This is a genomic window from Kitasatospora sp. NPDC004723 (assembly GCF_040609255.1).
In the GTDB taxonomy this organism is placed as follows: Bacteria; Actinomycetota; Actinomycetes; order Streptomycetales; family Streptomycetaceae; genus Kitasatospora.
In genome coordinates this window covers 1-26,525 of sequence record NZ_JBEXJT010000074.1, presented here as the reverse complement: position 1 = coordinate 26,525, position 26,525 = coordinate 1, and the positions used below count along the sequence as shown (strand labels likewise).

Sequence of the window (26,525 nt, the reverse complement as noted above, 5' to 3'; positions counted from 1 at the left end):
CATGGCGGTGATCTTCGCGGACGCCACGCCCGCGAAGATCACCGCCAACGCATCACGGCACGCAGTTGATCAATTACCCAACACTTTCTCAGGCGAAGACGACCGTCCGGGTGCCGTTCAGCAGCACCCGGTGCTCGCTGTGCCACTTCACCGCGCGGGCCAGCGCCTGGCACTCGACGTCCCGGCCGAGCGCGACCAGCTGGTCCGGGGTGATGTCGTGGGTCACCCGGGCCACCTCCTGCTCGATGATCGGGCCCTCGTCCAGGTCGGCGGTGACGTAGTGCGCGGTGGCGCCGATCAGCTTCACGCCCCGGGCGTGCGCCTGGTGGTACGGCTTGGCGCCCTTGAAGCTCGGCAGGAAGGAGTGGTGGATGTTGATCACCTTGCCGGAGAGCGCGGTGCACAACTGGTCCGACAGCACCTGCATGTAGCGGGCCAGCACCACGAGCTCGACGTTCTCCTTGGCGACCAGGTCCAGCAGCTGCTGCTCGGCCTCGGCCTTGGTCTCCCGGGTCACCGGGATGTGGTGGAACGGGATGCCGTAACCCTCGGTGAGGTCGCGGAAGTCGGTGTGGTTGGAGACCACCGCGGCGATCTCCACCGGCAGCGCGCCGATCCGGGTGCGGAACAGCAGGTCGTTCAGGCAGTGCCCGAACTTGCTCACCAGGAGGACGATCCGCAGCTTCTCCTCGCTCGGGTGGATCTGCCAGTCCATCCCGAACGAGGCGCCGATCGCGGCGAAGCTCGCCCGCAGCTTGTCGACGGTCACCGGCTCGGCGGCGGAGAAGTGCACCCGCATGAAGAACAGACCGCTGTCCCCGTCACCGAACTGCTGGCTGTCGATGATGTTGCACCCGGTCATGAAGAGGTAGCTCGAGACCGCGTGCACGATGCCCTGCTTGTCCGGGCAGGACAGCGTGAGGACGTACTGGGCGCTGGCCGGCTGCTGTTCCACGGTGGGGGTATCCCGTCCTGGGCTCGTACTGGTGTGAATGCTCCAGCGTGTCACACTCCGGGAGGACCCCCACCCGGCTGCCCGCACTGCGGACGGGCCTGCCCGGCGCCGGGCCGCCGGGCCCCTCCGACCTGGATCGGACCCGGCTCGGCCCCGGACCGGGCCCGGGTCAGACCTGGGTCAGGATCCGCAGCACGTCCAGCGAGCGCGGCGGGACGTCCGGGTCCTCGCCGTCGTTGACCGCCAGCTTGACGTGCGCCTCGCGGGCCGCCCGGACCGCCTCCGGCCAGCCGTGGTGCTCCAGGTAGGCGGAGGCGGGGGCGTCCGCGCCGACCTCGTGCAGGATCCGCACCACCCGCAGCACCGCGACGTCCACCAGCGTGGCCTCGGCGGAGTCCCGGAAGATCGTGCCGACGTACTTCTCGGCCGACCAGCGGTCCAGCCAGGTGTCCTCCACCAGGCGGTAGACGGCGTCGGTGACGTCGCCGTACCCCTCGCGGCCGGCCAGCCAGGCCTCCCGCTGGAACCCGGGGTCGGAGAGCATGTGCAGCGCCGAGCGGAGTCGGGCCCGCCAGCGCCACCAGGGAAGGTCGTTGAGCGGCATGCCGCCCATCGTGCTGGAGCGGTGACCCGGACGAGAAGGGTTTCGGGCAGACCGATACGAAGATTCTGTGCTGGCGGACATGGGAATCGATCGTACGTTCCCCCGCCGCTGGTGCTCCACTCCCGATCTACACGCGTTCCCCCTCGGATTTCCACCCCCGTTTGCCGGCTGTTGGCTGGACGGCCCTCTCGGCTTGCTCCACCGGGGATTGGCTGGAACCAGTGCGCAGCACACTGCGCCCAGGGAGGGAAAGACCGATGACCAGCCGCAGGGGCTCGTCCCAGGCCATGCACCCGATCGCGGGACGGCGCCGCCGGCGCCCGATCGCTGCCGTCGCGACCGCCGCGGCGGTGCTCCCAACCCTCTTCTCGGCCTCCGCGTGCGGCGGACCAGCCGATGCCGCCACCGGCAGCGGCGACCTCACCGTGATGACCTGGGCGCCGTCCGACACCGGCTCGGCCGACCGCCCCGGGATGACCGCCCTCGCCGAGGCGATCGGGCGGGACATCAACGTCAAGGGCGGCCTGCACGGCCGCCGGCTGCGGGTCATCACCTGTAACGAGCACAACACCTCCGACGGTTCCAAGGCCTGCGCCCAGCAGGCGGTGGACGCCAAGGCGGTCGCGGTGCTCGGCTCCTACAGCCAGTTCGGCGACGACTTCATGCCCGTCCTGGAACGGGCCGGCATCCCGCTGATCGGCGGCTACGGGCTGTCCCAGCCGGAGTTCAGCAGCCCGCTGTCCTACCCGGTGGGCGGCGGCATGCCCGCACTGATCGGCGGCAGCGGCCGGCAGCTGGTGGAGGCCGGCTGCAAGACGGTCTCGCTGATCCGCCCGGACACCCCGGCCGGCGACAACCTGCTCGGCTACCTGGGCAACGCGCTCAAGCCGGCCGGGATGAAGCTGCTGGACGTCAAGGCGCCGGAGAAGTCGAACGACTACTCGCCGGAGGTCCGCAAGGCGATCGGCGGCGACCAGCCGGGCAACTGCGTCACCAGCGCGCTGGGCGCCGAGCCGACCGGCAACCTGCTCGACGCCTTCCGTCGGACCGGTGCCAAGAACACCCGGATCGCCTCGGTGATCGGCAGTGTGCAGCAGTCGGTGGTCGACTCCACCGGCGGCGACTCCGGCCCGCTCGCCGGCGCCTTCGTGACCGGCTGGTACCCGCCGGAGTCGGCCAAGATCTGGGACGGCCTGCGCGCGGTGATCCGCTCCGACAGCGCCGGCCGGCACATCGACGCCGCCGACCCCGGGGTGCAGACCACCTGGGTGGCCTACGAGGTGTTCCGGCAGGTCTCCGACCGGCTGGCCGCGGCCGGACGCGAGGTCTCCAGCAAGGCGGTCACCGCCCTGCTGGACGGTGGCGAGCAGATCGACGTGGGGCTCACCCCGCCGCTGAACTGGGCGACCACCAACATGCTGCCGAGCACCGAGTCGCCCCGGCTGGTGAACACCTGGGTCACCTACCAGGTGGTCAAGGGCGGGCAGCTGACCCTGCAGCGGCCCGGCTTCGTCGACGTGCGCTGGGTGCTCACCGGGGGCAAGCCGCCGGCCTGATCCGCCCGTTCCACCCCGCGGTTCCCGGGGCCCGGCCGTCCAGCGGTCGGGCCCTCCGCCGTTTCCGGCGCCGGATGATGCCACCCGGTACCGCCGTGCCGTCCGTCCGGGGTCAGAGGTCGCCGTCGGTGCGGGTGGGCAGACCCGTCTGGCCGGCGACGGTGTTCCAGAGCCCGGCCGCCTGCTTCTTGGCCGTGGTGGCGGTGCCGCTCGCGGCGACGGCGTTCTTGTAGTGCTGGTTGTCGTTCTTCTTCGGGTCGCAGCCGCCCTGGGCGTCCGCGGCCCAGGCCGCGTACTCGTCGTCGGCGGTCGCCGAGGCCGTCCACGCCGCGTTCAGCTGCTCGACCAGCTGCGGGCCGCCGGGCAGCTTGTCGGTCTTCAGCCCGGCCAGCTTGGTCTGCAGCTCCCGGCGCTGCCCGGCCGCGGCGGTCAGTGCCTGCTGCGACTCCGGCAGCTTGTCGCACTTCTGCACCGAGGCGACCGCGCCGATCACCGCCTGCCGGCTGTCGTTGGCCGTGCCGAGCAGGTCGGACAGCGACTGGGCCTGCGCCTTGACCTCCGGGTTGACCGAGGCGGTCGTCGGGCCCGCGCTCTGGGCGGTGGCCGCGGCCGTCCCGCTGTCGGTCACCGGGGGGACGGCCTTCTTCGCCGTCCCGGCCGTGTCGTCGCCGCCGTTCAGCAGCACCGCGACCAGGACCGCCGCCGCCACGCCGCCCGCCACCACGCCGCCGATCAGCAGCTTGGACGAGGGACGGCCGCCGCGGCCGCCGTCCCGTCCGCCCGGGGCCTCACCCGGGTGGTCCGGGTAGCCCGGCACGGGCCGGTCGGCGTACCCCGGCTGCGCCGGCGGGTAGCCGCCCGCCGCCTGCGGGTCCCCGGCCGGGTACGGCGGCAGGTACTGGGTCGCCTGGGCCGGGTCGGCCGGGTAGCCCGGCTGCGGGGCGCCGCCCCAGCCCGGCTGCTGGGCCGGGATGGCCTGGGTCGGCAGCGCGCTGTCGCCGAGGTACTCCGGCTGCCCGGCCGGCTGCCCCGGGTACGGCCCGTACGGCTGTCCCTGCGGCGGCTGGCCGGGGTGCTGTCCCTGCGGCGGCCCGTACGGCTGCCCCGGCTGCTGTCCTTGCGGCGGGCCCTGCGGCGGACCCGGCTGCTGCGCGGGCTGCTGACCGGGCTCCGGCCGGAACAGGTCGTCCAGGTTGAAGTCACCCGAGTTGGGGTACGAGCGGCGCTGGCTCAACGCGATTCCTCACCTGTGCACGACCGCGCGCTGACGGCGGACCACATCTCGTCGGTTCTTGGGGGCATCACAGTTCCTTGGACGTCGCGCCCACGCTACCGGTTCACGGAACCGGCCGACCACGTGGGCGGTCCCTCCCTCACCGACCCTGCACGCTCCCCGCCGCCCTCCTCGACGGCCCCCGGATCAGGCGGCCTCCGCCTCGGCCCGGGCCTGGAACTCACGCACCACCCGCTGCTCCCGGTAGGGCTCCAGACGGCGCCGGAACTCGTCCAGGTACTCCACGCCCCGGTTGGAGCGCAGCCCGCTGAGCAGCCGGACCGCCTGGGCACCCGTCTCGCAGGCCCGTTCGACGTCCCGCTGCTGGAGCTGCGCCGTCGCCAGCAGCACCAGGTCCACCGCGCGGCGCCGCACCCGGGTCGGCGGGTGCAGGTCGAGCGCCCGGCGGGCGTAGTGCTCGGCGGGACCGGCCTGTTCGAGGTCCCGGTGGCAGTGGGCCAGTTCGTCGGCGAGGTAGGCGTCGTCGAAGTGGACGATCCAGTCCGGGTCGTCCTCCGGACGGCGCTTCTCCATCATCTCCAGCGCCTTGGCGGCCACCGCCTCGCAGGCCTTGGCGTCGCCGAGCAGGGCGTGCCCGCGCGCCTCGGCCGCGTAGAACATCGCCATCGCGGTCGGGGTGGCCACCGTCCGGGCGCCCTCCTGGGCGGCCCGGGCGAGCTGGGCGATCTCCCGCGGGTTGCCCAGGGTCGCCGCCAGGTGGCTCATCGAGGCCGCCAGCACATAACCGCCGTAGCCCCGGTCGTCGGCGGCCTGGGCCAGCCGCAGCGCCTGGATGTAGTAGCGCTGGGCCAGGCCCGGCTGGCCGGTGTCCACCGCCATGTAGCCCGCCAGCTCGGTCAACCGGGCGACGGCCGCGAACAGTTGGCGGCCGGTCTCGTCCCGGTAGGAGCCGCCGAGCAGCCCGGAGACCACGCTGTTGAGGTAGTGGACGACCACCGGGCGCACGTGCCCGCTGCCGAACCGGTGGTCCAGGTCGACCAGCATCGCGGTGGTCGCCTTGACGGCCGCCACGTCGGTCGGGCCGACCCTGGTGCCGCCGGTGCGGGCCACCACCGGGTCGGGCGGGGTGATCAGCCAGTCCCGGCTGGGCTCCACCAGGGCCGAGGCCGCCACCGTCGCCCCGGTCAGGAAGTCCCGGCGGCCGACGTCGCTGCGCCACAGCTCGCACACCTGCTCCAGTGCGGCACCCAGCGTCGGCGCGAACTGCAGACCGATGCCGGAGCTGAGGTTCTTGCCGTCGGCCATGCCGATCTCCTCGACCGACACGCTGCGCCCCAGCTTGCGGCCGAGCGCCTCGGCGATCACCGCCGGGGCCTGCCCGCGCGGCTGCTGGCCGCGGAGCCAGCGCGCGACGGAGGTCTTGTCGTACCGCAGGTCAAGGCCGTGCTCGGCACCGCAGAGGTTGACTCTCCGTGCCAGACCGGCGTTGGAGCAGCTGGCCTCCTGGATCAGCTGCTGGAGACGCTCGTTGGGCTGTCGTGCGACAAGTGGTCTCGCGGCCATTGGCTTCGCCTCCCCACACCCTCCGGTCCCGGCCGGCGGGCGACGCTTTCTGCTGATCTCTGTTGCCGAGTTGCCGACTGTCCGACCGTTCAAGGAAACTGACACAAGGTTAGCGATCAGCAACGCCACCGGGATACCCACGGTGACGATCCCCACCCCCCACGCGCCCGGGAGAATGCTCCTGTGCGCCCCCACTGCGCCCACCCCGCCTCCCCCCGGCGCGCTCCCGTACGGTCCGCCTCACCGGTTCGGGTGAAGAGCCCCCGCATGGCGCAGCGGCCGGGATCCCCCCGTAACCCGCTTCACGCACGGTAGTTGAGTACCCCGTGGACGACATCGCCGATTCCCCCTGGGCCCCCGCCGCCGCGCGGCCGGCCCTCCCCGCGGCGGTGGACTGACCGCCTCCTGGACTGCCGCCCTGCGCCGAACGGGTGAGGGCGCGCGACGCGCGAGACCCCGCGCACACGTGACGGGCCTTGTCTCCCACCGGAGTCGGGGCCCGTCACACGCATGTGCGGATAAGGCTTCGGTGTACCCGCTGATCAGGGAAGAAAGCCCCTCGTACGAGTGACAGCACTCAAGGATTGCCTTGATCGTCCGAGTGGGAGAACTTCCAACGTGAGGGGCCGCCGGACGGGGCGCTCGGTCGGGGAAGCCGGGCGAGGCGGACGGGAGGGACGGAGGGGAGACCGGAGGGGACGGGAGGGAAACGGGAGGGACAGGGCGGGGCCGTGGCACCGGCCGGGTTCGGGGAGGCCGGTGCCACGGAAAACGGGTGGGGGCGGGGAGGGCCGAACGGGGCCGGGAGCGCGGGGAGCGCCCGGCCCCGTTCGGCGTTGCCCGCTCGTTCTCGTCCGGTCGCCCGTCCGCCGCCCGACCCGTCACGCGGCCCCGCCGCCGCCCGTACGGTCAGGCCTGCGCGACGAAGACGTGCGCGGCGATCTCCTTGCCCAGCTCGGCGGCGTTGTCGCCGGTGCCCACCAGCACCCCGCCGACCCCGGCGCTCACCCGCACCGTCGACCCCGGACGGACCCCGGCCCGGCGCAGCGTGCGCATGAGGTCGCCGTCGGTCTGGATCGGCTCGCCGATCCGGCGGACCACCACGTCGGCGCCGTCGGCGCCCGGCGCCACGGAGTCCAGCGGGACGAGGCCGGCGTCGAAGCCCTCGCCCTCGGCCTTGGCGTCGCCCAGCTCGTCCAGCCCCGGGATCGGGTTGCCGTACGGGGACTGGGTGGGGTGGCCGAGCATGGCGAGCACCTTGCGCTCGACCGTCTCGCTCATCACGTGCTCCCAGCGGCAGGCCTCCTCGTGCACCTGCTCCCACTCCAGGCCGATCACGTCGACCAGCAGGCACTCGGCGATGCGGTGCTTGCGCATCACCCGCACCGCGAGCCGGCGTCCCTCCTCGGTCAGCTCCAGGTGCCGGTCACCCGCGACGCGCAGCAGTCCGTCGCGCTCCATCCGGCCGACCGTCTGGCTGACCGTGGGACCGCTCTGCTCCAGGCGCTCGGCGATCCGGGCGCGCATCGGGGTGATGCCCTCCTCCTCCAGCTCCAGGATGGTGCGAAGGTACATCTCAGTGGTGTCGATCAGCCCAGACATCGCCGCTGGCTCCGTTCCTCGGGGTCCTCATCGCCAATTCTGACCTACCGCACCGACTGCCGGGCCCGCCGCGGGGTGCGGGGGGCCTCATTTCGTGCCTGTTGACAGCGGCACCGGTGAGGCAGCACGGTGCTCGCCATAGCTTCTCCCCCATGGTCCGGACCACCGCGGACCGCCCCCACCCGGCCGGATCCCCCACCGGCAGAGAGCGAAGGCACCAGATGAGCGAGCTGGTCGGCCGGTACTTCGACGCCGCGATCGCCCACCTCCGGCGGGTCCGCGAGGAGGAGGCGGAGAACATCGAGGCGGCCGCCGCCCTGCTGGCCGACGCGGTCACCGAGGGGCGCAGGGTCTTCACCTTCGGCGCCGGCCACTCCTCGCTGGCCGCCCAGGACGTGGTCTACCGGGCCGGCGGGCTGGTCCCGATCAATCTGCTGGAGGTCCCCGGGATGGCCGGGGTCACGGTGATGCCGGCGCCGCTGTCCAGCGCCCTGGAGCGGGTCTCCGGCCTGGCCACCGCCACCCTTGACCTCACCCCCGCGACCAGCGGCGACCTGCTGTTCGTGATCTCGCTCTCCGGCCGCCAGGTGATGCCGGTCGAGCTGGCCCAGTACGCCCGCGGCCGGGGCCTGAAGGTGATCGGGCTGACCTCGCTCGCCTACCCCGGCGAGGTCTCCTCCGGCCACCCCTCCGGCACCTACCTCAAGGACCACTGCGACGTCGTCCTGGACAACAAGATCGCGGTCGGCGACGGCGAGCTGACCCATCCCGGAGCCGAGACCACCTTCGGCCCCGTCTCGACCATCGTCACCAGCGCGCTGATGCAGGCCGTGGTCGCCACCGCGGTGGAGCGGCTCGCCGACGCCGCACTCGCCGGCACCGGCCCCACCCCGCCGCTGTTCCGCTCCGGCAACGTGCCCGGCGGCACCGAGTGGAACGCCAAGCAGATGTCCGACAACGCGGAGCGGATCTTCTACACCTTCTGATCGCACCGCTCCGTTTGTCGTACGGCTGGTCGGCCGTCGGCGCCGGGTCGCCTACGCCGACCGGCCGACCGGCCGACCGCCCGCCGTGGACAACCCCGCCCACGGCGGGCCCGTCCGCCCGCACCACAGGGCCCGTTCCACCACTGCGGCCCCACCCGGACCACCCCTCCCGAGGCGTACCGGGCCTCCCGCCGGGGCAGGTAATGCCGGGCGGAGGAGCGGCGAGTGGGGGACGGGATGACGTCGGGCGCGGGCGGAATGGACCGGGTGCGGGAGCAGGAGCTGATGCCGGAGCTCTTCTGGGCGGCCGACTCGGCCTCCCAGCAGGGGCAGCACCGGGCGGTCCGGCTGTCCGCCACCGAGCTGGTGCTGCTGGTCGTGGCCGCCACGGCCGGCTCCGCCGACGGCACGCCGTGGGCCTGGCTCGCCGCCGTCGCCTACCTCGGCGCGATCGGCCTCTCCGCCGTGACCAGCCGGCAGAACCCCCAGGGCCTCTGGTACGAGGGCCGGGCCGCCGCCGAGTCGGTGAAGACGCTCGCCTGGAAGTTCGCCGTCCGCGCCGATGCCGTCCAGCCGCCCCCGCGCCCGCTGCCGGACGCCGAGGGCCTGTACGGCCTCCAGCTCGGCCGGGTGCTGCACGCCTTCCGGGGCAGCCGCGCGGTCGGCCCCGGGCTGGCCGGCCGGCCCGCCGAGAGTCAGATCACGGCCGCGATGCGCGGTCTGCGCGAGCAGCCGCTGGCCGTCCGCCGGGACGTCTACCTGCGCGAACGCATCCAGGTCCAGCACGACTGGTACCGGTCCAAGGCCCGCTACTGCGCCCGCGCCGGCTTCTGGACCGGGGTGGCGGGCGTGGGGCTGCCGCTGCTCGGCCTGGTGCTCGCGGTGATGCGGGCGATGGGCGAGTTCTCCTTCGACGCGCTCGGCGCGGTCTCCGCCGTGGCCGCGTCCGTCACCGCCTGGGCCCAGCTGCGCCAGTACCGTCCGCTGGCCGCCGCCTACGGGCTGGCCGCCGACGAGCTGGCCCAGATACGCGCCCAGCTCGCCCGGCTGGACGTCGGCTCCCCCGACGCCGAGGAAGTCTGGGCCCGGCTGTCCCGCGACGCCGAGGACGCCGTCTCCCGCGAGCACACCACATGGCAGGCCCGTCGCGAGGTCAACAGCTCCGCCGAGCGCGAGTAGCCCCGGGGCCGGTCGCCTGGTCACCTGATCACCCGGTTCACCAGATTCACCCGTTCGGCCTACACGATTTGCGGGCCGAAGGGCGGGCGGCGTGGCCTGGAAGCAGTAGTCGTCCCACCGCGTAAGCAAGGATGTGACTGCTGTGACCACCAGCGAGACCCAGACCGCCCCGGCCGAGGCACGGCAACGGGAAGGGGAGTTCGACCGGCGCTACCAAGCGCTGCACGGGGTCGCCGCCGGCTATCTCCCCCGACGTCGCGGCGCCGTGGACGAGTGGCACGAGGAGCTCACCCGGACGATCGAGGACATCGGCCTGGATCCGAAGGACTGGCCGCCGTCCGTCAAAGCCCTCGACGACCTGCTCAAGACGGACGAGCCGCTGCGCAAACTCGTGAACGGAATGATCTCCGACGTACCGGAGGAGCATCAGCACGGCATCAAGGAGATCAAGGACCTGCTCGACCGGCTCGCCCACATCGTCACCAGCCCGGTCGCCTACAACTGGGACCCCGCCAAGCGGAACTTCTTCCCGCTGTCGACCCTGTTCGTGTACATGATGTTCACCGAGTGGGGCTGGGACGCCTTCCGGGACCAGGAGTTCAACAACGCGCTCCGGAAGATCCTCCAGGCCTGGTACGACTTCCTGAACTCGGAGAAGAGCGCCGAGTACCTCAACGACAAGCTGCCCGACGGCTGGCTGTCCCAGCCCGCCTACGAGCAGCTCAAGCTGTACGAGTTCGAGATCACGCCGACCCCCTCCTCCTTCAACGCCTTCTTCCACCGGCAGATCAAGCGCGAGCAGTTCCGTCCGGTCAGCGCCCCCGCCGACCCGCAGGTGATCGTCTCGTCCAACGACGGGACCGTCGTCCGCTGGGCGCAGGTGACGCAGGCGTCCGACGAGTACTACCTGAAGGGCCAGCCCTACTCGCTCACGGACATGCTCACCGACCCCGGCGACCCCGACTGGAAGCCGGGCGACTACGTGCAGCGCTTCGTCGGCGGGCACGTGTACCAGTCGTTCCTGTCCGGCGCCGACTACCACCGCTGGTGGACCCCGATCGCCGGCACCGTCGTCGAGGCGCCGCGGGTCATTCCCGGCCTGATGTTCAGCGAGCTGCGGTCGGCGGGCATGGACCCGAGCGCGGGCACCCAGTCCCAGGGCTACCAGGCGTCGGTGAACACCCGCGGACTGCTCCTCGTCGAGAGCGACTTCCACCTCGACGACGGGAGGAGGATGCTGGTCGGCTTCCTGCCCATCGGCATCACCGAGATCTCCTCGGTCGCCTTCCTCGACGCCGCCGGCAAGCCGATCACCAAGGGCCAACGGCTCGCGAAGGGACAGGAGATCGGGCGGTTCAGCTACGGCGGCTCCAGCGTGTGCCTGATCTTCAGCAAGGGCGTCATCAAGCAGTTCGACACCCCGCCGAACAACAGCGGCGACATGGACGCCGGCCCGCCCATCTTCGCCGGCATGCGGATCGCCACCACCAACCACCTCACCGGGCCGTAACCGCACGCCTGCCTCCGGCGCAGGAAGTCGGCGGGTCCGACTTCCTGCGCCAGGGTCCATGCCTCAGCGGCCGACCGGCGTCACCGGCTCCTTGCCGTCGAGGACGGCGAGGACGTTGTCGACGGCGAGGTCGCCCATGGCCTGGCGGGTGCGGACGGTGGCGCTGCCGAGGTGCGGCGCGAGGACGGCGCGGTCCTGGGCGAGCAGGGCGGAGGGAACGGCCGGCTCGTGCTCGAAGTTGTCGACGGCGGCGGCGAACAGCGCACCGGACTCCAGGGCGGCGGCCAGCGCATCCTCGTCGACGACGCCGGCGGTCATCGAGACCACCACCGCACCGCGCGGCAGCAGGGCGAGCCGGCGGGCGTCCAGCAGGTGGCGGGTGGCGTCGCTGAGCGGGCAGGTGACGACGAGGACGGTGGAGGTGGAGAGCAGCTGCTCCAGCGGCAGCCACTCGGCGCCGTCGGCCTGCTCGGGCGGCAGCGGGTTGCGGTTGTGGTAGCGGACCGGCATGTCGAAGCCGCGCGCGCGACGGGCCACCGCCCGGCCGATGCGGCCCATGCCGAGCACGCCGAGCGGAGTACCGGTCAGTTCGAGGCCGAGCAGGAAGTTCGGCGCCCAGGCCCAGGTCTCGCCGGAGCGCAGCAGACGCTCGCCCTCGCCGAGGCGGCGGGTGGCGGCCAGGAGCAGGGCCCAGGCCATGTCGGCGGTGGCGGCGGTCAGCACGCCGGGGGTGTTGGTGACCGGGATGCCGCGCTCGGCGCAGGCGGCGAGGTCGACGTTGTGGTACCCGACCGCGTGGTTGGCCACCACCCTGAGACCGGGCCCCGCCGCGTCGAGGAGTTCGGCGTCCACCCGGTCGTCCAACGTGGTGATCAGCGCCCGCCGACCGCGAACGGCGGCGAGGAGGTCGGCGCGCGCCATCGGCAGGTCCGAGTCGTGCACGGTGGCCGGGAGGTTCGCGGTGAGCCGTTCGACGACACCGGGTGCGAGACGGCGGGTGACCAGGACCGGGGGCTGCTCGTTCATGAGGTTTGAGGGTACGCTCCGCCCCCTCGCCAGGGCAGGGCGAGGGGGCGGGTGCCATCTATGGCACCTGCTCTCGCCCGGCCTCGTCGACACGGTCCCGTAGTGACCTCGTCAGCACCTCGCCAACCGCTCCAAAGCATGCGGAGACGAGGACGAGGAGGCCGAAGAAGATCGTCACGTGGCCGAGTCCAGCTCGAACCAGACGAGCTTGCCCCTCTTTTGGGGGTCCGCGCCCCAGCGGTGGGTGAGCCCTTCGACGAGCTGGAGGCCCCGCCCGCACTCGGCGAGTTCGAGGGGCCCCCGCTGGTCGGGGAGGTCGTGGCTCTCATCACCGACCGAGACGCGGACGGTGTTGTCGACGATGACGACCAGGACGACGGGCGCAACCGTGAGGCCGTGTCGCCAGGCGTTGACGATCAGCTCGGCGAGCGCGAGCTCCGCGTCGAAGATGCGGTCGTCCTCCCACCCGGCGCGCGCCATCGCGTCGCGCAACGACTGCCGGGCGAGGGTGAGGGTGGGGGAGTTGAGGTTGGGGGTACACACGGGGAATCTCCCTGCGGTGTAGAGGGGGCACACCTTGGGGTCTGTCGCCGTGAACAAGCCCGTAGCGGGACTGGAGGCGCCGCATGCGAGTGCTCTTCGGTGCCCGGGCAGCCGGTACCAACTGCCGCAAGGATGAGCATTACTGACAAACCGTTCGGCGAGCGGTCGGTAGCAACTTTAGGGGAATGCCCCTCAATTGTGCAACACACTCTGTGCTTGCCCCCATACTGTCAGTAGGATTCGACTCGTCCACACAGGGAGGCACGTACGTGGGGTTCAGGACCGACATCAGCGAACGGCAGCGTCGATTCGGCGATGAGCTGAGACGTCTGCGCAACTCCGCAGGCCTGTCCTCCGCCGAGATCGGCGACGTACTCGGAATGAAGAGCCCCGCTGTCAGCCACACCGAGGCTGGCCGACTCGGCCTCAATCTTGAGCGACTCGACCTCTGGCTCGACACCTGCGGCGCCCATGACCCCGAGTACCGGGCCGGCCTCATCGCCATGTGCAAGAGCAACGGCAAGGGCTGGTGGACCGAGTACCGGCCCCACGTTGTGCCTGAAGCTCTCGATCTGGCCGAGTTCGAGGCGACGTCCACGTCGTTCATCAACTACCAGACGCATCTGATCCCCGGCTTCCTGCAGACGAAGGCGTACATCGAGGTGATCCACGAGTACGCCGAGAAGAAGGTCGAGTTCAGGCTTCGTCGCCAGCAGATGATCACGGCCGAGAGGTCCTCGCCCTTCCATGCCGTGATCCACGAAGCCGCCCTGCACATGATGTACGGCGGTCCGGCCGTCATGCGGGAGCAGTTGAACCACCTCATCGAGATGGCTCGCCTGCCTCATGTGACGATCCAGATCCTCCCGTTCGACTCCACGGTCTACGCGTCGACCGACACAGCGTTCCTGCTGATGCACGGGGCACACCCTCGCTTGGACACTGTTCTGCTGGAGAACCCACATGGCCCGACGTTCGTCGGAGATCCTGAGGGAGTGGCCGCGTTCCGACGGAAGTTCGACCGCCTCAAGGGCATGGCGCTCCCGCCCCTGAATGCCAGTGTGGACGGGCCATCGCCTGCCTTTCGAGACTCGTGGGGCATGATCCAGCACGTCCGTTACAAACTCCTGGGGAGGTAGCCATGGAGCAGTTCAACTGGCAGAAGTCGACGTTCAGCGGGGACGCCGCCGAGTGTGTCGAGATCGCATCCGCCGGAAACGCCATCCACATCCGCGAGTCCGACGACCCCGCCGCCGTCCTCACCATCACCAAGGCCAACCTCGCCGCCTGGCTCCAGAGCGCCAAGGCCGGCGAGTTCGACCACCTCACCCACTGACCCCCAACTCCTCCGGGCTGCTCCCGCGACGCGCGGGAGCAGCCCGGAACACCAACGGCAGGTGGGGCCCGGTCAGACGGTCTCACCGCCGGTCGTCGAGGATGTCACGTCCGGCTCGGCGGCCAGGGCTTCGGCGAGTTGGGCCTGCTGGGTCCGGCCGATGATGACCTTGCCCAGGTTTCCGACGCCCCGGATGGTGCTCAGGTCGTTTCCGCGCAGATCGAGGTCCTGGTACTTCCCTCGGCCGAACTCGGCCGACCGCAGGACGCAGGCCTCTACGACGGCCCGGCCGAGGTCGCAGCCGGTGAACGTCGCCTTGCTACCGGAAATCCTGGACGATGCCCCGCGTCGAGTCGAGCGTGCTGACGTTGGACAGGTAGAGGCCGGGTTCGCGGTGCGGGACCGGCCGGCGCTACTTGGCCTTGTTCCTGGTCGACCAACCCGGGGGCTCAGGCCGTGATCCTGAGCCAGGCGTCCACCGAGTGCCTCGCCCCGGTGGCGAAGCGGTGGCCGAGGGGGGTCAGCGCGCCGCTGGTGGCGAGTTGGTCCACCGCTTCGTCGGTGAGGGCGCGCCAGTGGGTGAAGCGGGGTTGCGCGGACGGGTCCGTGCGGGCGCGGGTGCCCCAGAAGGCGGTGACCGCGAGATGGGCGTAGACCGCCTGGAAGAGGGAGCCGATCGGGCGCGGGGAGAGGTTGAAGGGCTCGAACAAGCGGGTGTCGGTGCGGTCGTACAGCTCCCAGCGGTCGAGCACCGCGCCGAGCTTCACGTGCTGGAACTCATGGGCCAGCAGCAGCGCCAGCGTCGGCGCCGTTCGGGGGCGGGCGATGCCGACCGCGCCGAAGGCCTGCCGGGCCGCCGAGCTGACGTCGTGCCTGTCCGGCCTCGGCCGCAGTGGGGTGACGGTGCTCAGGCCTGCCCAGAGGCCGGCCGCGTACTCGGGCAGGTCGTGGTCGAGCAGGTCGGCGGCATCGATCACGTCCCTCGTCCAGAAGGCGAATTCGGCGTCGTCCAATCGGTCCGCCACCGGCCAGCGGTGGGCGGCCCGCTGCGGGTCCACGTCCTCCAGCGCGAGCGTCCGGCCGCCGGTCAGCCCGATCCGGCGGACCGGCTGCCAGCGCGGATCACCCGGACCGGTGAGCGTGCCGTCGTCCGCGTGCGCCGTCCAGCCCGTCCTCCCGCCGGTGACCCGCACCTCCCGGACACCCGCGCCGAGCACCAGGCGGCCGAGGGCAGGAAGGTGGAGGGCACCGTCCTGGACCGGCACCGCCACCGCGTCCCCGCGACCCGCCAACACCGCTGCTGAGGCCGCTAGTTCGGCGAGCGTGCCGAGACCGGCGCCCGGGTCGCCGGTCAGCCGTCGCGCGGCCCAGGCCCGGACGTACGGGTGCGCCAACACCGTGTCCACGGCGGCGGGTTCGGCGGCGTCGAGCTCGGCGAGCAGCTCCCAGGCCGCCGAGCGGGGCAGCCCGGAGGAGCCGTGCACGGCGGCCAGCATCGCCCGGGTGAGGGCGAGTTGGGAGCGGGCCAGCGCGCGGACGGCCTCCGGTCCGCCCAATCCGGCGGCCAGTTCGTCGAGTTGCTCATCGCTGAGCGCCGGCCCGGCGACGTCCACCGGTGGAGCGGGACGCCGCATGCCCCCGGCGCGGGCGGCCAGGCCGTCGATCAGCGCCCGCAGGTCCGCGCAGTACACCGAGGGGTGGTCGAAGGTGCCGCCCCGGTAGCGGTGCGCGTACAGCCCCCCGCCGCAGGACCGCACCACCGGGCAGGCCCGGCAGGTGGCGTTCAGCCCGGCCAGGCCCGACTGCCGGGCCGCCGTCCCCGGATGCCGGGCGACGTCGTCGAGGCTGTGCCGGAAGACGTCCATCCCGGTGGCGGGCGCGCCGTCGTACGCCGTCCGCAGGCTGTCCGCCTGCTCGTACGTGCCGTCGGTCTCCAGCACCACCAGGTCGACCGGCTCCAGCCCGAGCGCCTCGCTCAGGCCGGGCAGCCCCGACAGGGTGCGGTGCACCGAGTCGAAGGTCCGCACGGCGAACGGGCGGCCGTCCGCCTCCCACCGCGTGTGGACGGCCAGCAGCCAGTCGGCGTACGGCGTCGCGCCCGCGCCGGTGGGGCGCCGCGGCGGCCGCTCCCAGGTGGCGTGCGGGAGCAGGAAGTCCACGGCGGGAGGCTCCAGTTCGGCCAGCGCCCGGTAGACGGCGAGCGGGTCGTTCGCCACGTCGACGGTGCAGAGCAGCCCCGCGTACAGGTGCCGGAACCGGGGCTCCCGCAGCAGCCCCACGGCGCGCAGCACCTGCGGGTGGCTGGAGCGGCCGTCCGCGAAGCGGCGGTGGCGGTCGTTGGCGGCCCGGTCACCGTCCAGCGAGAGGCCGACCCGGATGCCGAGTTCGTCGAACAGTTCGCAGTACTCCCGGTCCAGCCGCACGCCGTTGGTGTGCACCCGCAGGTCCAGGTCGCAGACCTCGGGCAGCGCGGCCCGCAGCAGCTCCGCCGCCCGCCGGATCACCGCCGGCCCGGCGAGCAGCGGCTCGCCCCCGTGCAGGACGACCCGCACGGCGGTGAGCCCGTGCGCGACGGCGTGCTCCCCGATCCGCTCGGCGGCCCTGGCCAGCACCGCGTCCCCGATCACGCGCGGCCGGGAACGCCAGCCGGTGTCGGCGTGCTCGTAGACGTAGCAGTGGTCACAGGCGAGGTCGCACCGGCTGTGGACCTTCAGGACGACCTGCGTGAGCGGCCGCGGAGGAGGCGTCATGTCGGCACATTTCCAGGGCCGGACGCCTGCTAATCATTTTTTCAAATAGCGGAGTCGAACGGAGAGACCGGCCGGACACCCGCACCGGCCAGGGCCAGTTCGAGCCGGCCGGCCAACTCACCGGCGTCGAGTCTGGCGAGGTCCGCGAGGGCGGGGCGGTCCTCGGTACCGCAGGAACCGCCCCGTACGGGCACGGCACCCTGGTCCACGGTCTGTTCCATGGACGACTCCCCTTCGCCGGTGGACCGCTCCGCCGTCACGTCGGCGGCATCTCGATCAACGTGTCCAGCCACTCCCCCACCCGGATCGCCTCGGTGAGCGGGTGACCGTCGTCCAGCACCGCGCGGGCCTGGGCCAGTGCCCGCGCCCCCAGCTGCGCCGCCCGCCCGGCTTCACCGACGGCGGTGAGCGCCAACGAGAGGTTCGCCAGGGCCGCGAGCGTGTCCGGGTGGTCGGGGCCGAGCCGGTCGTCCAGCAGGCCCGCCGCCTCCTCGGTCAGCGCGACCGCCTCGGCGTACGAACCCGCACGGGCCACGTCGTTCGCCCGGTTGAGCAGGGCGGAGGCGACCCACGGGTGGCGTTCGCCGAGCACTCCCCGCAGTCCGTCGAGGACCTCGCCGGAGATCGGCCGGGCCTCCTCGGTCCGGCCGGCGCGGCGGTACGCCACGGCGAGGTTGCCCGCCGAGATGAGTTCTGCCGGGTGTCCCGCGGCGAGGTGGTCGCGGTGGTACCTGTACGACTCCTCGGCGAGTTCCACCGACTGTTCGCCGTCGCCGAGCACCCCGAGCACCGCCGCCAACGTCCCGGCGGCGACCGCGCTGGCGGGATGGTCCGGCCCGTAGCGCCCGCACAACCGCTGGTGGACGTCCTCGGCCTCGACCAGCGCCTCCGGGAGCCGGCCCAGCCGGCGCAGGGTGGCACTGCGGTAGCGCCTGGCGCGCAGGGTGTCGTCGTGGTCCTCCCCGAGCACGTCCCGGCTCCGGCGAACGGCCTTGTCCAGCCGGGGCAGCGCCTCGTTCAGACGCCCCACCTCGGACAGCGCGTGGCCGTAGGTCACCGACCCGCTGAGCGTGTACGGGCTGCGCTTTCCGAACACCTCCAACTTCCGCGGATAGAGCCGCACGTGCATGGCCACCGCCTCGATGAAGTCCCCGGCCAGGGCGATCGAGAGGGCCAGGTTGTTCTCGGCCATCAGCGCGCGCCGGTCGTCCTGGCCCAGCACCCGGCGCACGACCGCCAGCGTCTCCTCGTCCAGCTCCCGCGCCGCCGCGTAGCGGCCGAGGTGCCGGAGGTCCGCGCCGAGGCTGGTGGCGGCCGGGAACACGTCCCGGTGGTCGCGGCCGCGCAGCGACGTCAGTCGCTCGAAGGCGTCCCGGTCGTTCTCGTACGCCTCCCGGGCCAGTCCCAGGGTCCGCTGGATGTTGCCGAGCTGGACCCGCAGCAGCTGCACCCTGACGTCGTTCTCGGTGTCCAGCGGGCCGACCTGGCGCCAGCGGGCGAGGACCCGTTCGGCGAGCTCGCGGCCCGCGTCGTGCAGGCTGCGCTGCCACAGGTAGCGGACCGAGTTGACGATCCACTGCCGAACCGCCGGGTCGGTGGACTCCTCCGCGCCGGACGGGCGCAGGTGGGGCAGCAGTTCGGCGTACCGGGGCCAGTTGTGCGGGGCGTCCGGGTCGCCGGGGTCGGCGAGGGCGAGGGCCCGGTGGGCCACGCCCCGGACCCGGTCCCAGTCGGCCGCGGCGACCTGTTCGCGCAGCAGCGCCTGGACGATCCGGTGCACCACCAGCGTCCCGGCGGCCTGGTCGTAGCGGGCCAGGTTGAACTGGTTGACGGTGCGCAGGATGTCGCCGACGGCGAGCCGGTGGTCGGAGGTGCCCGACGGCAGTCCGATCGCCTCGATCACCGGTGAGCTGTACAGCAGCCCGATCGGGATGGCGTCCGGGCCGAGGAAGCCGCAGATCTCCAGCAGCCGGGCGGCCGACGGGTTGATCCGGCGCAGGTCGGAGCCCGCGATCCGCCAGGTGGCGGCGGTGGCCGCGGCGTTGGGCCCCTCCTCGGCGGCCCGCCCGCTACCGGAGCCGGCGCCGGAACCGGAACCGGAACCGGAGTCGGAAGCGGGGTCGGAGCCGGAGTCACGGCCGGGGAAGACCGAGCGGTCGAGGATGTCGGTGAGCGTCTCGTCGAGCAGGTCGGCGTACGTGGCCGCCGGCATCGGTGTCTCCTGGAGCCAGGCGGCGGCCTGGCCGACGGCGAGCGGCAGGTCGCCCAGCAGTTCGGCGATCCGTTCGGCATCGGCCCGTTCGACGCCGGTGTTGAAGTTCCGGACGAGCTCGACGCTCTCCGCGCGGTCGAACACCTCGACCTCGGTGCGCCCGGGCCGGCGGGCCCAGCGCCGGTCGCGCGAGGTGACCAGGACGTGGCCGTCCAGTCCGGCGGCGGGCAGCCAGGGGTCCAGCAGCTCCGGGTCCTCGGCGTTGTCGAAGAGCAGCAGCCAGCGGCGGTACGGCCGGCCGCTGCCGAGCGCCTCCAGCACCGCGCGCGCGGTGCGGGTGACGTCGCCGTCGGTCTCCAGGCCGAGACCGGGGGCGAGTTCGGCGAGCCTCTGCGGGATCACCGCGGGCTGCTGGGCGGGCACCCACCAGAGCACGTCGTAGGCGGACGCGAAGCGGTGCGCGTACTCGATCGCGGCCTGCGACTTGCCGACCCCGCCGATGCCGTAGAGCACCTGGACCGGCGCCCCGTCGGCGCCGGCGGTGAAGCCGTCGCGGACGGCCTCCAGCAGCCGCATCCGGCCGATGAAGGTGGACAGCCGCGGCGGCAGCTTCCGGATGGCGGGGCGGCTGTCGGGAAAGCGCGGCAGGCGGGCGACGCTGAACTCGCCGGAGTCCATCCAGCGCCCGGCACCGGGCGGCGGGCCGATCAGTTCGAACAGCTGCGCCTCGGCCTGCTCGGCGGAGCCCGTCGCCAGCTCCAGGGCCCGGTGGCCGGCGAACCGGGGCGGCTCCGCCTGCTCCGGCGCGCCGATCCGCACCGCGAGCAGGCCGCCGGAGTCGCTCACCGGGTCCTGGGTGGCCAGCCGGCGCCAGATCTCCCGGGCCCGCGGCAGGGCGGCGTAGTCGCCGGTGAGCAGGGCGAGCAGCCGGCCGTCGCCGTCCAGCGGCCCGGCGGCCTCGGGCAGCGCGGCGGCCTGCGGCGGGCCGGGGTCGAGCGGCACGGCGGCGCTGTGCAGGGTGGCGAGGTAGCCGAAGCCGCGCAGGGTCCCGGCGATCCACTCGGCCCAGACCCGGTCCCCGGGGGCGTAGCTGACGTACACCTGGCGGGAGCGGGTGCGGCCCTTGCGCAGGTAGGCCGCGTACAGCCGGCGGCGGGCCGCGTCGGGGACGGGCCGCAGTTCGCGGACCCGGCCGTCGGTGAGCCAGGCGGCGAGCCGTTCGAAGGCGGCGAGCAGGGTGCGGCCCTGCTGCGGCCGGTCGACGATGGTGGCCGGCACCTCCTCGTAGGCGTAGAACGGCTTGTACGGCACCTCGACGTCGCTCCAGTACTCGGCGCGGTGCTCGGGGCCGAGCCAGCGGCCCAGGTACGGGGCGAAGGCGTCGTGGGCGAGGTCGCGGCCGGCCGCGAGCCCGGCGCGCTCGGCGTCCTCGACGCGCATCGGGACGGGCAGCACCCGGATCTCGCGCTCGTCGGCGTCGACGATGGCGCGGGCCGCGTCGACGCCGCCGCGGATGCTCTGGGCGCCGAGGGTGAAGCAGTCCACGACGGTGTCGGGCATCAGCACGGTGCAGATGCCGGAGGTGTCGCTGACGCCGGTGCGGCTGTCGATCAGCACGTAGTCGTACGAACCGGTCCACAACTCGCGCAGCGCGTACAGGAACTCCGCGCCGCGGATGTCGGCGCGGGTGTAGAAGCTGCGCCAGTTGAAGCTGGTGACGGCGGCCGAGTAGGCGGCGTTCTGCCGGCCGGCCGGCATCAGGTCGAGCCGGCCGCCGTCCGGCAGGTCCAGGGCCAGGCCGCACAGGTACTGCTCCAGCCGGCCGGGGGCGGCCAGCCAGTCCCGGGGGTCCGGGCCGGGGCCGGGGCGGTCGGGGCCGGGCAGCGCCTCGTCGACGTAGGCCCGGAGCATGTCGATCAGGCCGTCGGTGGCGTGGAGTTCGGGGTCGACCAGCAGCGGGTGGTAGTAGCGGTGCAGGCCCGGGGCCTCCAGGTCCCAGTCCACCACCAGGACGCGCAGACCCTGGCTGGCCAGGATCCACCCCAGGTTGGCGAGCGCCATGGTGCGGCCGGTGCCGCCCTTGAACGAGTAGAAGGTGACGACGGTGCCGGTCTCGGGGGGTGCCAGCGCGGCGGACCCGTGGTCCGCGAGGGCGGCGTGCTCGGGGCTCATCGGTCCGCTTCTCCTTCACTGGGCGCCCGGGTGGCCGGGGGCACGGTCTCCTCTCGCAGGACCGCCCGTGCCCCCGGGGCGGCCCCGTTCCCCGGGGTGTTCCCCGGGCCCGGCAGTCGCGGGCCCGTCCGGACCGGGGGGTCCGGCGGCTCGGGCGGGCGCGGCGAGGCGGGCGGCGGCCAGGCCGGGATGGTGAGCCCTGGCATCGGCCGTGGGTCGGGGCCGAGCCCGAACTGGGCGCGGGCCGTCACCGGGTCGTCGTCGATCTGGTCCAGCAGTCGGTTCTGGGCCACGGTCACCGTCGACAGGAGCTCGCGCTCGAAGCGTTCCCGCCGGACGTGGATGCGAAAGAGCGGCTCGGGCCCGGACCGGTGCAACCAGGTGCGCGAGAACACCTCGCGCACCCCCTCCCAGAGCCGGGTGCGCGCCGGACCGGGCGGCGGGTCCTCGGAGCTGTCGGGCAGCAGGACGGCGGTGACGGGGTGGTTCTGCCGGTCGAAGTCGCGCAGCGCCTGCCGGTAGGGCTCCCGGCCGGCCGCCCACGGGTCCACCAGCAGCACGCTGACCTCGTTGTTCTCCCGGGCCCGGTCGAGCGCGTCGGCGAGGTCGGGGCCGACCGTCTCCAGGCTGGTGCTGTGCCCGGCCCGGGTGATCACCTGCTGGGCCTGGACCGCCAGCGAGGGCAGCCGCGGCGGGTGGTAGGGCGCCCAGTCCCGGGGGTGCGCCCCGTACCAGCCACCGTGGTACCGCTCGTCGAAGCCACCCGCGCCGTCCGTCCCCGCGGCCGGCGCGACCTCGGAGCGCTGCGGCGGGACGCGGTCGCCGCCCGCCGCGGCGGGCGCGGCGGTCCGGTCCCCGGCCCAGCGGGCGGCGACGAAGAGCCGGACCTGGCTGCTGCGTCCGGCGGTCATGCCGACCTCCGGCAGCGGGAAGCAGCCCTCCACGCGCCCGAGGTCGAGGTCCCGGTGCTCGGTGACCCGCCAGGCGGCGGCCTCCCGCACCCGCTCCGCGATCACCCGCACCACCAGGCGGTACGCCGCGCCGTGCGGGTCGGTGCGCAGCAGGTGGCGCAGCCCGCCGGCGGCGTACTCCGCGCCGAAGTCGTCCTGCACGTACTGGATCCGCCGCACCTCGGCGGGCAGTTCCTCGGGCGGCGGCTCCCACAGCACGGGGATCAGGGCCGGGACGCTCTCGCCGGTCTGTTCCTGGTGGCGGCGCGTCCGGTGGTCGAAGGCGGTCCACTCCTTGCCGCAGTAGTCGCTGGCGAAGTAGGCGGGCGAGTAGAGCGCGACCATGGTGCGGCTGGCGCCGACCATCCGGGAGAGCTGCCGCTCCCAGTCGTCGCCGACCCTCAGCTGCTCGGTGTCGCGATAGGCCAGCTCGCCCGGTCCGGCCTCGGGCTCGATCCGCGCCAGTTCGTCCCGGAGGTCGGTGAAGAACTGGTCGACGAAGGCGCCTCCGACCTGATGGTCCCGCCGCGCGTAGCTGAAGAAGAAGTACGGCCGCACCGACAACCCCCCACCGACCGGTGAACGCCCCCACCATACTGGTGGGGTGACGGTCGGTCAGCCGGTGGGCGAAGGAAGTTGTCGCGGTGTCGTCACAACTCCGGCCCGTGGCCTCGACGCCCCTGGTCAGGGGCGTGCGGCCGGGGAGCGCCCGGCCGCCTCCGGGCGCCCTGACGGGCAGCGCCGCGCCCGTCCCGGGGGCAGCGGTGCACCCGGCTCAAGGGCAGAGCCGTCCCCGCCTCAGGGGCAGAGCCGCTCCACCCGCCAGCCCGTCGGGGCGGACGGCTCGGCGACGTACCGCAGCCGGTCGTGCAGCCGGTTCTCCCGCCCCTGCCAGAACTCCACGCTCGCCGGCACCACCCGGTACCCGCCCCAGAACGGCGGCACCGGCACCCCCTCGCCCTCCGGGTAGCGCCGCTCCAGCTCCGCGTAGCGCTGCTCCAGCACCTCCCGCGAGGCGACCGGGCTGGACTGCTCGCTGGCCCAGGCGCCGAGCTGGGAGCCGTGCGGGCGGGTGCGGAAGTAGGCGGCGGTCTCGTCCCGGCCGACCTTCTCCACCCGGCCCTGGACGATCACCTGACGGGCCAGTGCGACCCACGGGAAGAGCAGCGCCGCGTGCGGGTTGGCGGCCAGCTCGGTGCCCTTGCGGGAGCCGTAGTTGGTGAAGAAGACAAAGCCCCGGGCGTCGAACGCCTTGAGCAGCACGGTGCGCGCGCTGGGCCGCCCAGCGGCGTCGGCGGTGGAGAGCACCATCGCGTTGGGCTCCACCACCCCCGCGTCGTCCGCGTCGTGGAACCACCGGCCGAACTGGCCGATCGGCTCGGCGGCGAGCTGCTCCTCGACCAGGCCCTCGTGCGCGTAGTGCTTGCGCATCACGGTGAGGTCCGGTCCGGGGCGGGCCTCGTCGGCCAGGATCCGGGTGGCGGGGGTCAGGGGCGTCGACTGGGCGCGGTCCGGGGTCTGCACGTCAACATCATCCCGTACGACAAGCAACCGGCACCGCTACCTCCGGACAAACCCCGGCTGGAGATAAGGTGACTCGCCACCGATCGGCTGCCCGTCGTACGGTGATTCGTCCGCAATCGCGCCCTTGGTTCCGCGGATCCGCCGGGTACGACCGGCCGCCGGGCGAAAAGTCAAGCGGGCCCGGGGGAAACATCACCACCGTGGTGTATGGCGCAATGCACCCCGTGCCTGTCACCCTGGCACCGAGTGCCAACCACCATTCGGTCAGAGGCGTGCCTCCCCACCACGGCGGCCCGCCGATCGCAGAACTGAAGGAGCCGTGCATGTCCGACTTCGTACCCGGGCTCGAAGGTGTCGTCGCGTTCGAGAGCGAGATCGCCGAACCCGACCGTGAAGGCGGCGCTCTGCGGTACCGGGGCGTCGACATCGACGACCTGGTCGGCAATGTCTCCTTCGGCCACGTCTGGGGCCTGCTGGTGGACGGCAAGTTCAACCCCGGCCTGCCGGCGGCCGAGCCGTTCCCGATCCCGGTCCACTCCGGCGACATCCGGGTCGACGTGCAGTCCGCGCTCGCCATGCTCGCCCCGGTCTGGGGCCTCAAGCCGCTGCTGGACATCGACGCCGAGCAGGCCCGCGACGACCTCGCCCGGGCCGCCGTCATGGCGCTCTCGTACGTCGCCCAGTCGGCCCGCGGCCAGGGCCTGCCGATGGTCCCGCAGAGCGAGATCGACAAGGCCGAGACCGTCGTCGAACGGTTCATGATCCGCTGGCGCGGCGAGCCCGACCCCAAGCACGTCAAGGCCATCGACGCCTACTGGACCTCCGCCGCCGAGCACGGCATGAACGCCTCGACGTTCACCGCCCGGGTCATCGCCTCCACCGGCGCCGACGTCGCGGCCGCCCTCTCCGGTGCGGTCGGCGCGATGTCCGGCCCGCTGCACGGCGGCGCGCCGTCCCGGGTGCTCGGCATGATCGAGGAGATCGAGCGCACCGGCGACGCCACCACCTGGGTGAAGAACGCGCTGGACAAGGGCGAGCGCCTGATGGGCTTCGGCCACCGCGTCTACCGCGCCGAGGACCCGCGCGCCCGCGTGCTGCGCCGCACCGCCAAGGAGCTCGGCGCGCCGCGCTTCGAGGTCGCCGAGGCGCTGGAGAAGGCCGCGCTGGAGGAGCTGCACAACCGCCGCCCCGACCGCGTGCTCGCCACCAACGTCGAGTTCTGGGCCGCCATCATGCTGGACTTCGCCGAGGTCCCGGCGCACATGTTCACCTCGATGTTCACCTGTGCCCGGACGGCCGGCTGGTCGGCGCACATCCTGGAGCAGAAGCGCACGGGCCGGCTCGTGCGCCCCGCCGCGCGCTACATCGGCCCCGGCCCGCGCAGCCCGCACGACATCGAGGGCTACGACGCCATCGCCCGCTGACCCGCAGGTCGGCCGCGGCTTCACCCCGCAGCGGGTCCGGCATTCGAACCGGACCCGCTGTTTCCGCAGCTCGCAGGCCGGTCGAGGCCATCTCAGCGGGCGGACCGCCGTCGATTCCGGCCATCCTGGCGGGTAGGCTGCGCCCCGTGGCTCAGATCCAGATCCCCGCTGACATCAAGCCCGCCGACGGCCGTTTCGGCTGCGGCCCGTCCAAGGTGCGCCCCGAGGCCCTGAGTGCCCTCGCCGCGACCGAGACCTCCCTGCTCGGCACCTCGCACCGCCAGGCCCCGGTGAAGAACCTGGTCAAGCGCGTGCGCGAGGGCGTGAGCAGCCTGTTCTCCCTCCCCGAGGGGTACCAGGTGGTGCTCGGCAACGGCGGGTCCACCGCCTTCTGGGACATCGCGGCCTTCGGCCTGGTACGGGAGAAGTCCCAGCACCTCGACTTCGGCGAGTTCTCCTCCAAGTTCGCCTCCTCCGTCAAGGCCGCGCCCTGGCTGGCCGAGCCGAGCGTGATCAAGACCGCCCCCGGCACCCACCCGCTGCCGGTCGCCGAGGCTGGCGTGGACGTCTACGCGCTCACCCACAACGAGACCTCCACCGGCGTCGCGATGCCGATCGCCCGCCCGGCCGGCGGCGACGAGGGCTCGCTGGTCCTGGTGGACGCCACCTCGGGCGCCGGCGGCCTGCCGGTGGACATCACCGAGACCGACGTCTACTACTTCGCCCCGCAGAAGTCCTTCGCCTCCGAAGGCGGCCTGTGGCTGGCGTCGTTCTCCCCCGCCGCGCTGGAGCGCGCCGCCGAGATCGCCGGCTCCGGCCGGTACATCCCGCCGTTCTTCGACCTGCCGACGGCCATCGACAACTCGTCGAAGGACCAGACGTACAACACCCCGTCGATCGCCACCCTGTTCCTGCTGGCCGACCAGCTGGAGTGGCTGAACGGCAACGGCGGGCTCGACTGGGCCGTCGCCCGTACGGCTGATTCCTCCTCGCGGCTGTACGGCTGGGCCGAGAAGTCCTCGTTCGCCAACCCGTTCGTGGCGACCCCGGCCGAGCGCTCGCAGGTCGTCGGCACGATCGACTTCGACGACTCGGTGGACGCCGCCGCCGTCGCCAAGGCGCTGCGCGCCAACGGCATCGTCGACACCGAGCCGTACCGCAAGCTGGGCCGCAACCAGCTGCGCGTCGCGATGTTCCCGGCGATCGACCCGGCGGACGTCGAGGCGCTCACGGTCTGCATCGACTACGTGGTCGAGCGGCTCTGACCGCTCCGCACGGACAGACGGGAGAAGGGGGCCCCCCCCCCCGCGGGGGGCCCAGAGCCCGCGGCCGCCGAAGCGGTGGTCCAGGGGGCAGTGCACACCCCGGGCCGCCCCCACAGAAAGGGAGAGACACACAA

At 72.9% G+C, this 26,525-nt stretch carries 20 protein-coding genes; 8 read left to right on the top strand and 12 right to left on the bottom strand.

The window, feature by feature from the left end; translation table 11 throughout:
* Positions 1 to 88 precede the first annotated feature (88 nt).
* Positions 89 to 955, bottom strand: coding sequence for a formyltetrahydrofolate deformylase (gene purU, locus ABZW10_RS37375; protein ID WP_355375738.1), 867 nt, complete (start codon positions 953 to 955; stop codon positions 89 to 91).
* 169 nt (positions 956 to 1,124) lie between these two features.
* Positions 1,125 to 1,640 (bottom strand): hypothetical protein, encoded by a 516-nt coding sequence (locus tag ABZW10_RS37370; protein WP_355375735.1) that lies wholly within the window; start codon positions 1,638 to 1,640, stop codon positions 1,125 to 1,127.
* A 176-nt stretch (positions 1,641 to 1,816) separates the two neighbouring features.
* Between ABZW10_RS37370 and ABZW10_RS37365 the strand changes: the two genes are divergently transcribed.
* The gene (locus tag ABZW10_RS37365; RefSeq protein WP_355375732.1) at positions 1,817 to 3,115 is read left to right on the top strand and encodes an ABC transporter substrate-binding protein; all 1,299 of its coding nucleotides are present in this window, start codon (positions 1,817 to 1,819) and stop codon (positions 3,113 to 3,115) included.
* Positions 3,116 to 3,227: 112 nt separating this feature from the next.
* Here the strand turns inward: ABZW10_RS37365 and ABZW10_RS37360 are convergent, their stop codons facing one another.
* The 3 genes from ABZW10_RS37360 to ABZW10_RS37350 all read right to left on the bottom strand — a co-directional run bounded on the left by ABZW10_RS37360 (position 3,228) and on the right by ABZW10_RS37350 (position 7,514).
* Positions 3,228 to 4,349 (bottom strand): hypothetical protein, encoded by a 1,122-nt coding sequence (locus ABZW10_RS37360; protein WP_355375729.1) that lies wholly within the window; start codon positions 4,347 to 4,349, stop codon positions 3,228 to 3,230.
* A gap of 186 nt (positions 4,350 to 4,535) precedes the next feature.
* Entirely contained in the window at positions 4,536 to 5,912 is a 1,377-nt protein-coding gene (locus ABZW10_RS37355; RefSeq protein WP_350553764.1) for a transcriptional regulator, read from the bottom strand.
* 909 nt (positions 5,913 to 6,821) lie between these two features.
* Positions 6,822 to 7,514 carry a metal-dependent transcriptional regulator gene (locus tag ABZW10_RS37350; protein WP_355375726.1) on the bottom strand — a complete coding sequence of 231 codons (693 nt, stop codon included), beginning with the start codon at positions 7,512 to 7,514 and terminating at the stop codon, positions 6,822 to 6,824.
* Between the two features lie 221 nt (positions 7,515 to 7,735).
* On the opposite strand from ABZW10_RS37350, the gene ABZW10_RS37345 reads away from it, so the two are divergent.
* From ABZW10_RS37345 to ABZW10_RS37335, 3 genes are all read left to right on the top strand, one after another.
* A complete protein-coding gene (locus ABZW10_RS37345; protein WP_355375724.1) occupies positions 7,736 to 8,500 on the top strand; it encodes an SIS domain-containing protein in 765 nt (254 codons plus the stop codon).
* A 237-nt stretch (positions 8,501 to 8,737) separates the two neighbouring features.
* Entirely contained in the window at positions 8,738 to 9,679 is a 942-nt protein-coding gene (locus ABZW10_RS37340) for a DUF4231 domain-containing protein (protein WP_355375721.1), read from the top strand.
* A gap of 142 nt (positions 9,680 to 9,821) precedes the next feature.
* Positions 9,822 to 11,189: a phophatidylserine decarboxylase associated domain-containing protein gene (locus tag ABZW10_RS37335; RefSeq protein WP_355375719.1), complete on the top strand. Its 1,368-nt coding sequence runs from the start codon at positions 9,822 to 9,824 to the stop codon at positions 11,187 to 11,189.
* 63 nt (positions 11,190 to 11,252) lie between these two features.
* Here the strand turns inward: ABZW10_RS37335 and ABZW10_RS37330 are convergent, their stop codons facing one another.
* Both ABZW10_RS37330 and ABZW10_RS37325 read right to left on the bottom strand, forming a co-directional pair.
* Entirely contained in the window at positions 11,253 to 12,215 is a 963-nt protein-coding gene (locus ABZW10_RS37330; protein ID WP_355375717.1) for a D-glycerate dehydrogenase, read from the bottom strand.
* A gap of 174 nt (positions 12,216 to 12,389) precedes the next feature.
* A complete protein-coding gene (locus ABZW10_RS37325; protein ID WP_355375714.1) occupies positions 12,390 to 12,758 on the bottom strand; it encodes an ATP-binding protein in 369 nt (122 codons plus the stop codon).
* A gap of 269 nt (positions 12,759 to 13,027) precedes the next feature.
* Between ABZW10_RS37325 and ABZW10_RS37320 the strand changes: the two genes are divergently transcribed.
* Positions 13,028 to 13,897, top strand: coding sequence for a helix-turn-helix transcriptional regulator (locus ABZW10_RS37320; RefSeq protein WP_355375711.1), 870 nt, complete (start codon positions 13,028 to 13,030; stop codon positions 13,895 to 13,897).
* A 2-nt stretch (positions 13,898 to 13,899) separates the two neighbouring features.
* Positions 13,900 to 14,094, top strand: coding sequence for a DUF397 domain-containing protein (locus tag ABZW10_RS37315; protein ID WP_355375709.1), 195 nt, complete (start codon positions 13,900 to 13,902; stop codon positions 14,092 to 14,094).
* Positions 14,095 to 14,543: 449 nt separating this feature from the next.
* Here the strand turns inward: ABZW10_RS37315 and ABZW10_RS37310 are convergent, their stop codons facing one another.
* The 5 genes from ABZW10_RS37310 to pdxH all read right to left on the bottom strand — a co-directional run bounded on the left by ABZW10_RS37310 (position 14,544) and on the right by pdxH (position 23,609).
* Positions 14,544 to 16,844 carry an FxsB family cyclophane-forming radical SAM/SPASM peptide maturase gene (locus ABZW10_RS37310; protein ID WP_355375706.1) on the bottom strand — a complete coding sequence of 767 codons (2,301 nt, stop codon included), beginning with the start codon at positions 16,842 to 16,844 and terminating at the stop codon, positions 14,544 to 14,546.
* Between the two features lie 41 nt (positions 16,845 to 16,885).
* Positions 16,886 to 17,065, bottom strand: coding sequence for a hypothetical protein (locus ABZW10_RS37305; protein WP_355375704.1), 180 nt, complete (start codon positions 17,063 to 17,065; stop codon positions 16,886 to 16,888).
* Positions 17,066 to 17,100: 35 nt separating this feature from the next.
* Positions 17,101 to 21,228 carry an FxSxx-COOH system tetratricopeptide repeat protein gene (fxsT, locus tag ABZW10_RS37300; RefSeq protein WP_355375702.1) on the bottom strand — a complete coding sequence of 1,376 codons (4,128 nt, stop codon included), beginning with the start codon at positions 21,226 to 21,228 and terminating at the stop codon, positions 17,101 to 17,103.
* Positions 21,225 to 22,736 carry a TIR-like protein FxsC gene (locus tag ABZW10_RS37295; protein ID WP_355375699.1) on the bottom strand — a complete coding sequence of 504 codons (1,512 nt, stop codon included), beginning with the start codon at positions 22,734 to 22,736 and terminating at the stop codon, positions 21,225 to 21,227. The genes fxsT and ABZW10_RS37295 overlap by 4 nt, the downstream gene beginning before the upstream one ends.
* Positions 22,737 to 22,976: 240 nt before the next feature.
* Positions 22,977 to 23,609, bottom strand: a complete 633-nt coding sequence (gene pdxH / locus ABZW10_RS37290) for a pyridoxamine 5'-phosphate oxidase (protein WP_355375740.1) — start codon at positions 23,607 to 23,609, stop codon at positions 22,977 to 22,979.
* 416 nt (positions 23,610 to 24,025) lie between these two features.
* Between pdxH and ABZW10_RS37285 the strand changes: the two genes are divergently transcribed.
* Both ABZW10_RS37285 and serC read left to right on the top strand, forming a co-directional pair.
* Positions 24,026 to 25,126: a citrate synthase 2 gene (locus ABZW10_RS37285; protein ID WP_355375697.1), complete on the top strand. Its 1,101-nt coding sequence runs from the start codon at positions 24,026 to 24,028 to the stop codon at positions 25,124 to 25,126.
* A gap of 146 nt (positions 25,127 to 25,272) precedes the next feature.
* Complete coding sequence (serC, locus tag ABZW10_RS37280) at positions 25,273 to 26,391, top strand: phosphoserine transaminase (RefSeq protein ID WP_355375694.1); 1,119 nt, start codon at positions 25,273 to 25,275, stop codon at positions 26,389 to 26,391.
* Positions 26,392 to 26,525: the final 134 nt, after the last annotated feature.

Excerpts from the sequence above, each read along its gene's own strand:
- ABZW10_RS37370 (WP_355375735.1), bottom strand. The coding sequence starts at position 1,640 with ATGTCCGCCAGCACAGAATCTTCGTATCGGTCTGCCCGAAACCCTTCT.
- ABZW10_RS37365 (WP_355375732.1), top strand. The coding sequence starts at position 1,817 with ATGACCAGCCGCAGGGGCTCGTCCCAGGCCATGCACCCGATCGCGGGA.
- ABZW10_RS37305 (WP_355375704.1), bottom strand. The coding sequence starts at position 17,065 with ATGGAACAGACCGTGGACCAGGGTGCCGTGCCCGTACGGGGCGGTTCC.
- ABZW10_RS37330 (WP_355375717.1), bottom strand. The coding sequence starts at position 12,215 with ATGAACGAGCAGCCCCCGGTCCTGGTCACCCGCCGTCTCGCACCCGGT.
- fxsT (WP_355375702.1), bottom strand. The coding sequence starts at position 21,228 with ATGAGCCCCGAGCACGCCGCCCTCGCGGACCACGGGTCCGCCGCGCTG.
- ABZW10_RS37355 (WP_350553764.1), bottom strand. The coding sequence starts at position 5,912 with ATGGCCGCGAGACCACTTGTCGCACGACAGCCCAACGAGCGTCTCCAG.
- ABZW10_RS37315 (WP_355375709.1), top strand. The coding sequence starts at position 13,900 with ATGGAGCAGTTCAACTGGCAGAAGTCGACGTTCAGCGGGGACGCCGCC.
- pdxH (WP_355375740.1), bottom strand. The coding sequence starts at position 23,609 with ATGCGCAAGCACTACGCGCACGAGGGCCTGGTCGAGGAGCAGCTCGCC.
- ABZW10_RS37340 (WP_355375721.1), top strand. The coding sequence starts at position 8,738 with ATGACGTCGGGCGCGGGCGGAATGGACCGGGTGCGGGAGCAGGAGCTG.
- ABZW10_RS37285 (WP_355375697.1), top strand. The coding sequence starts at position 24,026 with ATGTCCGACTTCGTACCCGGGCTCGAAGGTGTCGTCGCGTTCGAGAGC.
- ABZW10_RS37345 (WP_355375724.1), top strand. The coding sequence starts at position 7,736 with ATGAGCGAGCTGGTCGGCCGGTACTTCGACGCCGCGATCGCCCACCTC.
- ABZW10_RS37350 (WP_355375726.1), bottom strand. The coding sequence starts at position 7,514 with ATGTCTGGGCTGATCGACACCACTGAGATGTACCTTCGCACCATCCTG.
- ABZW10_RS37310 (WP_355375706.1), bottom strand. The coding sequence starts at position 16,844 with ATGACGCCTCCTCCGCGGCCGCTCACGCAGGTCGTCCTGAAGGTCCAC.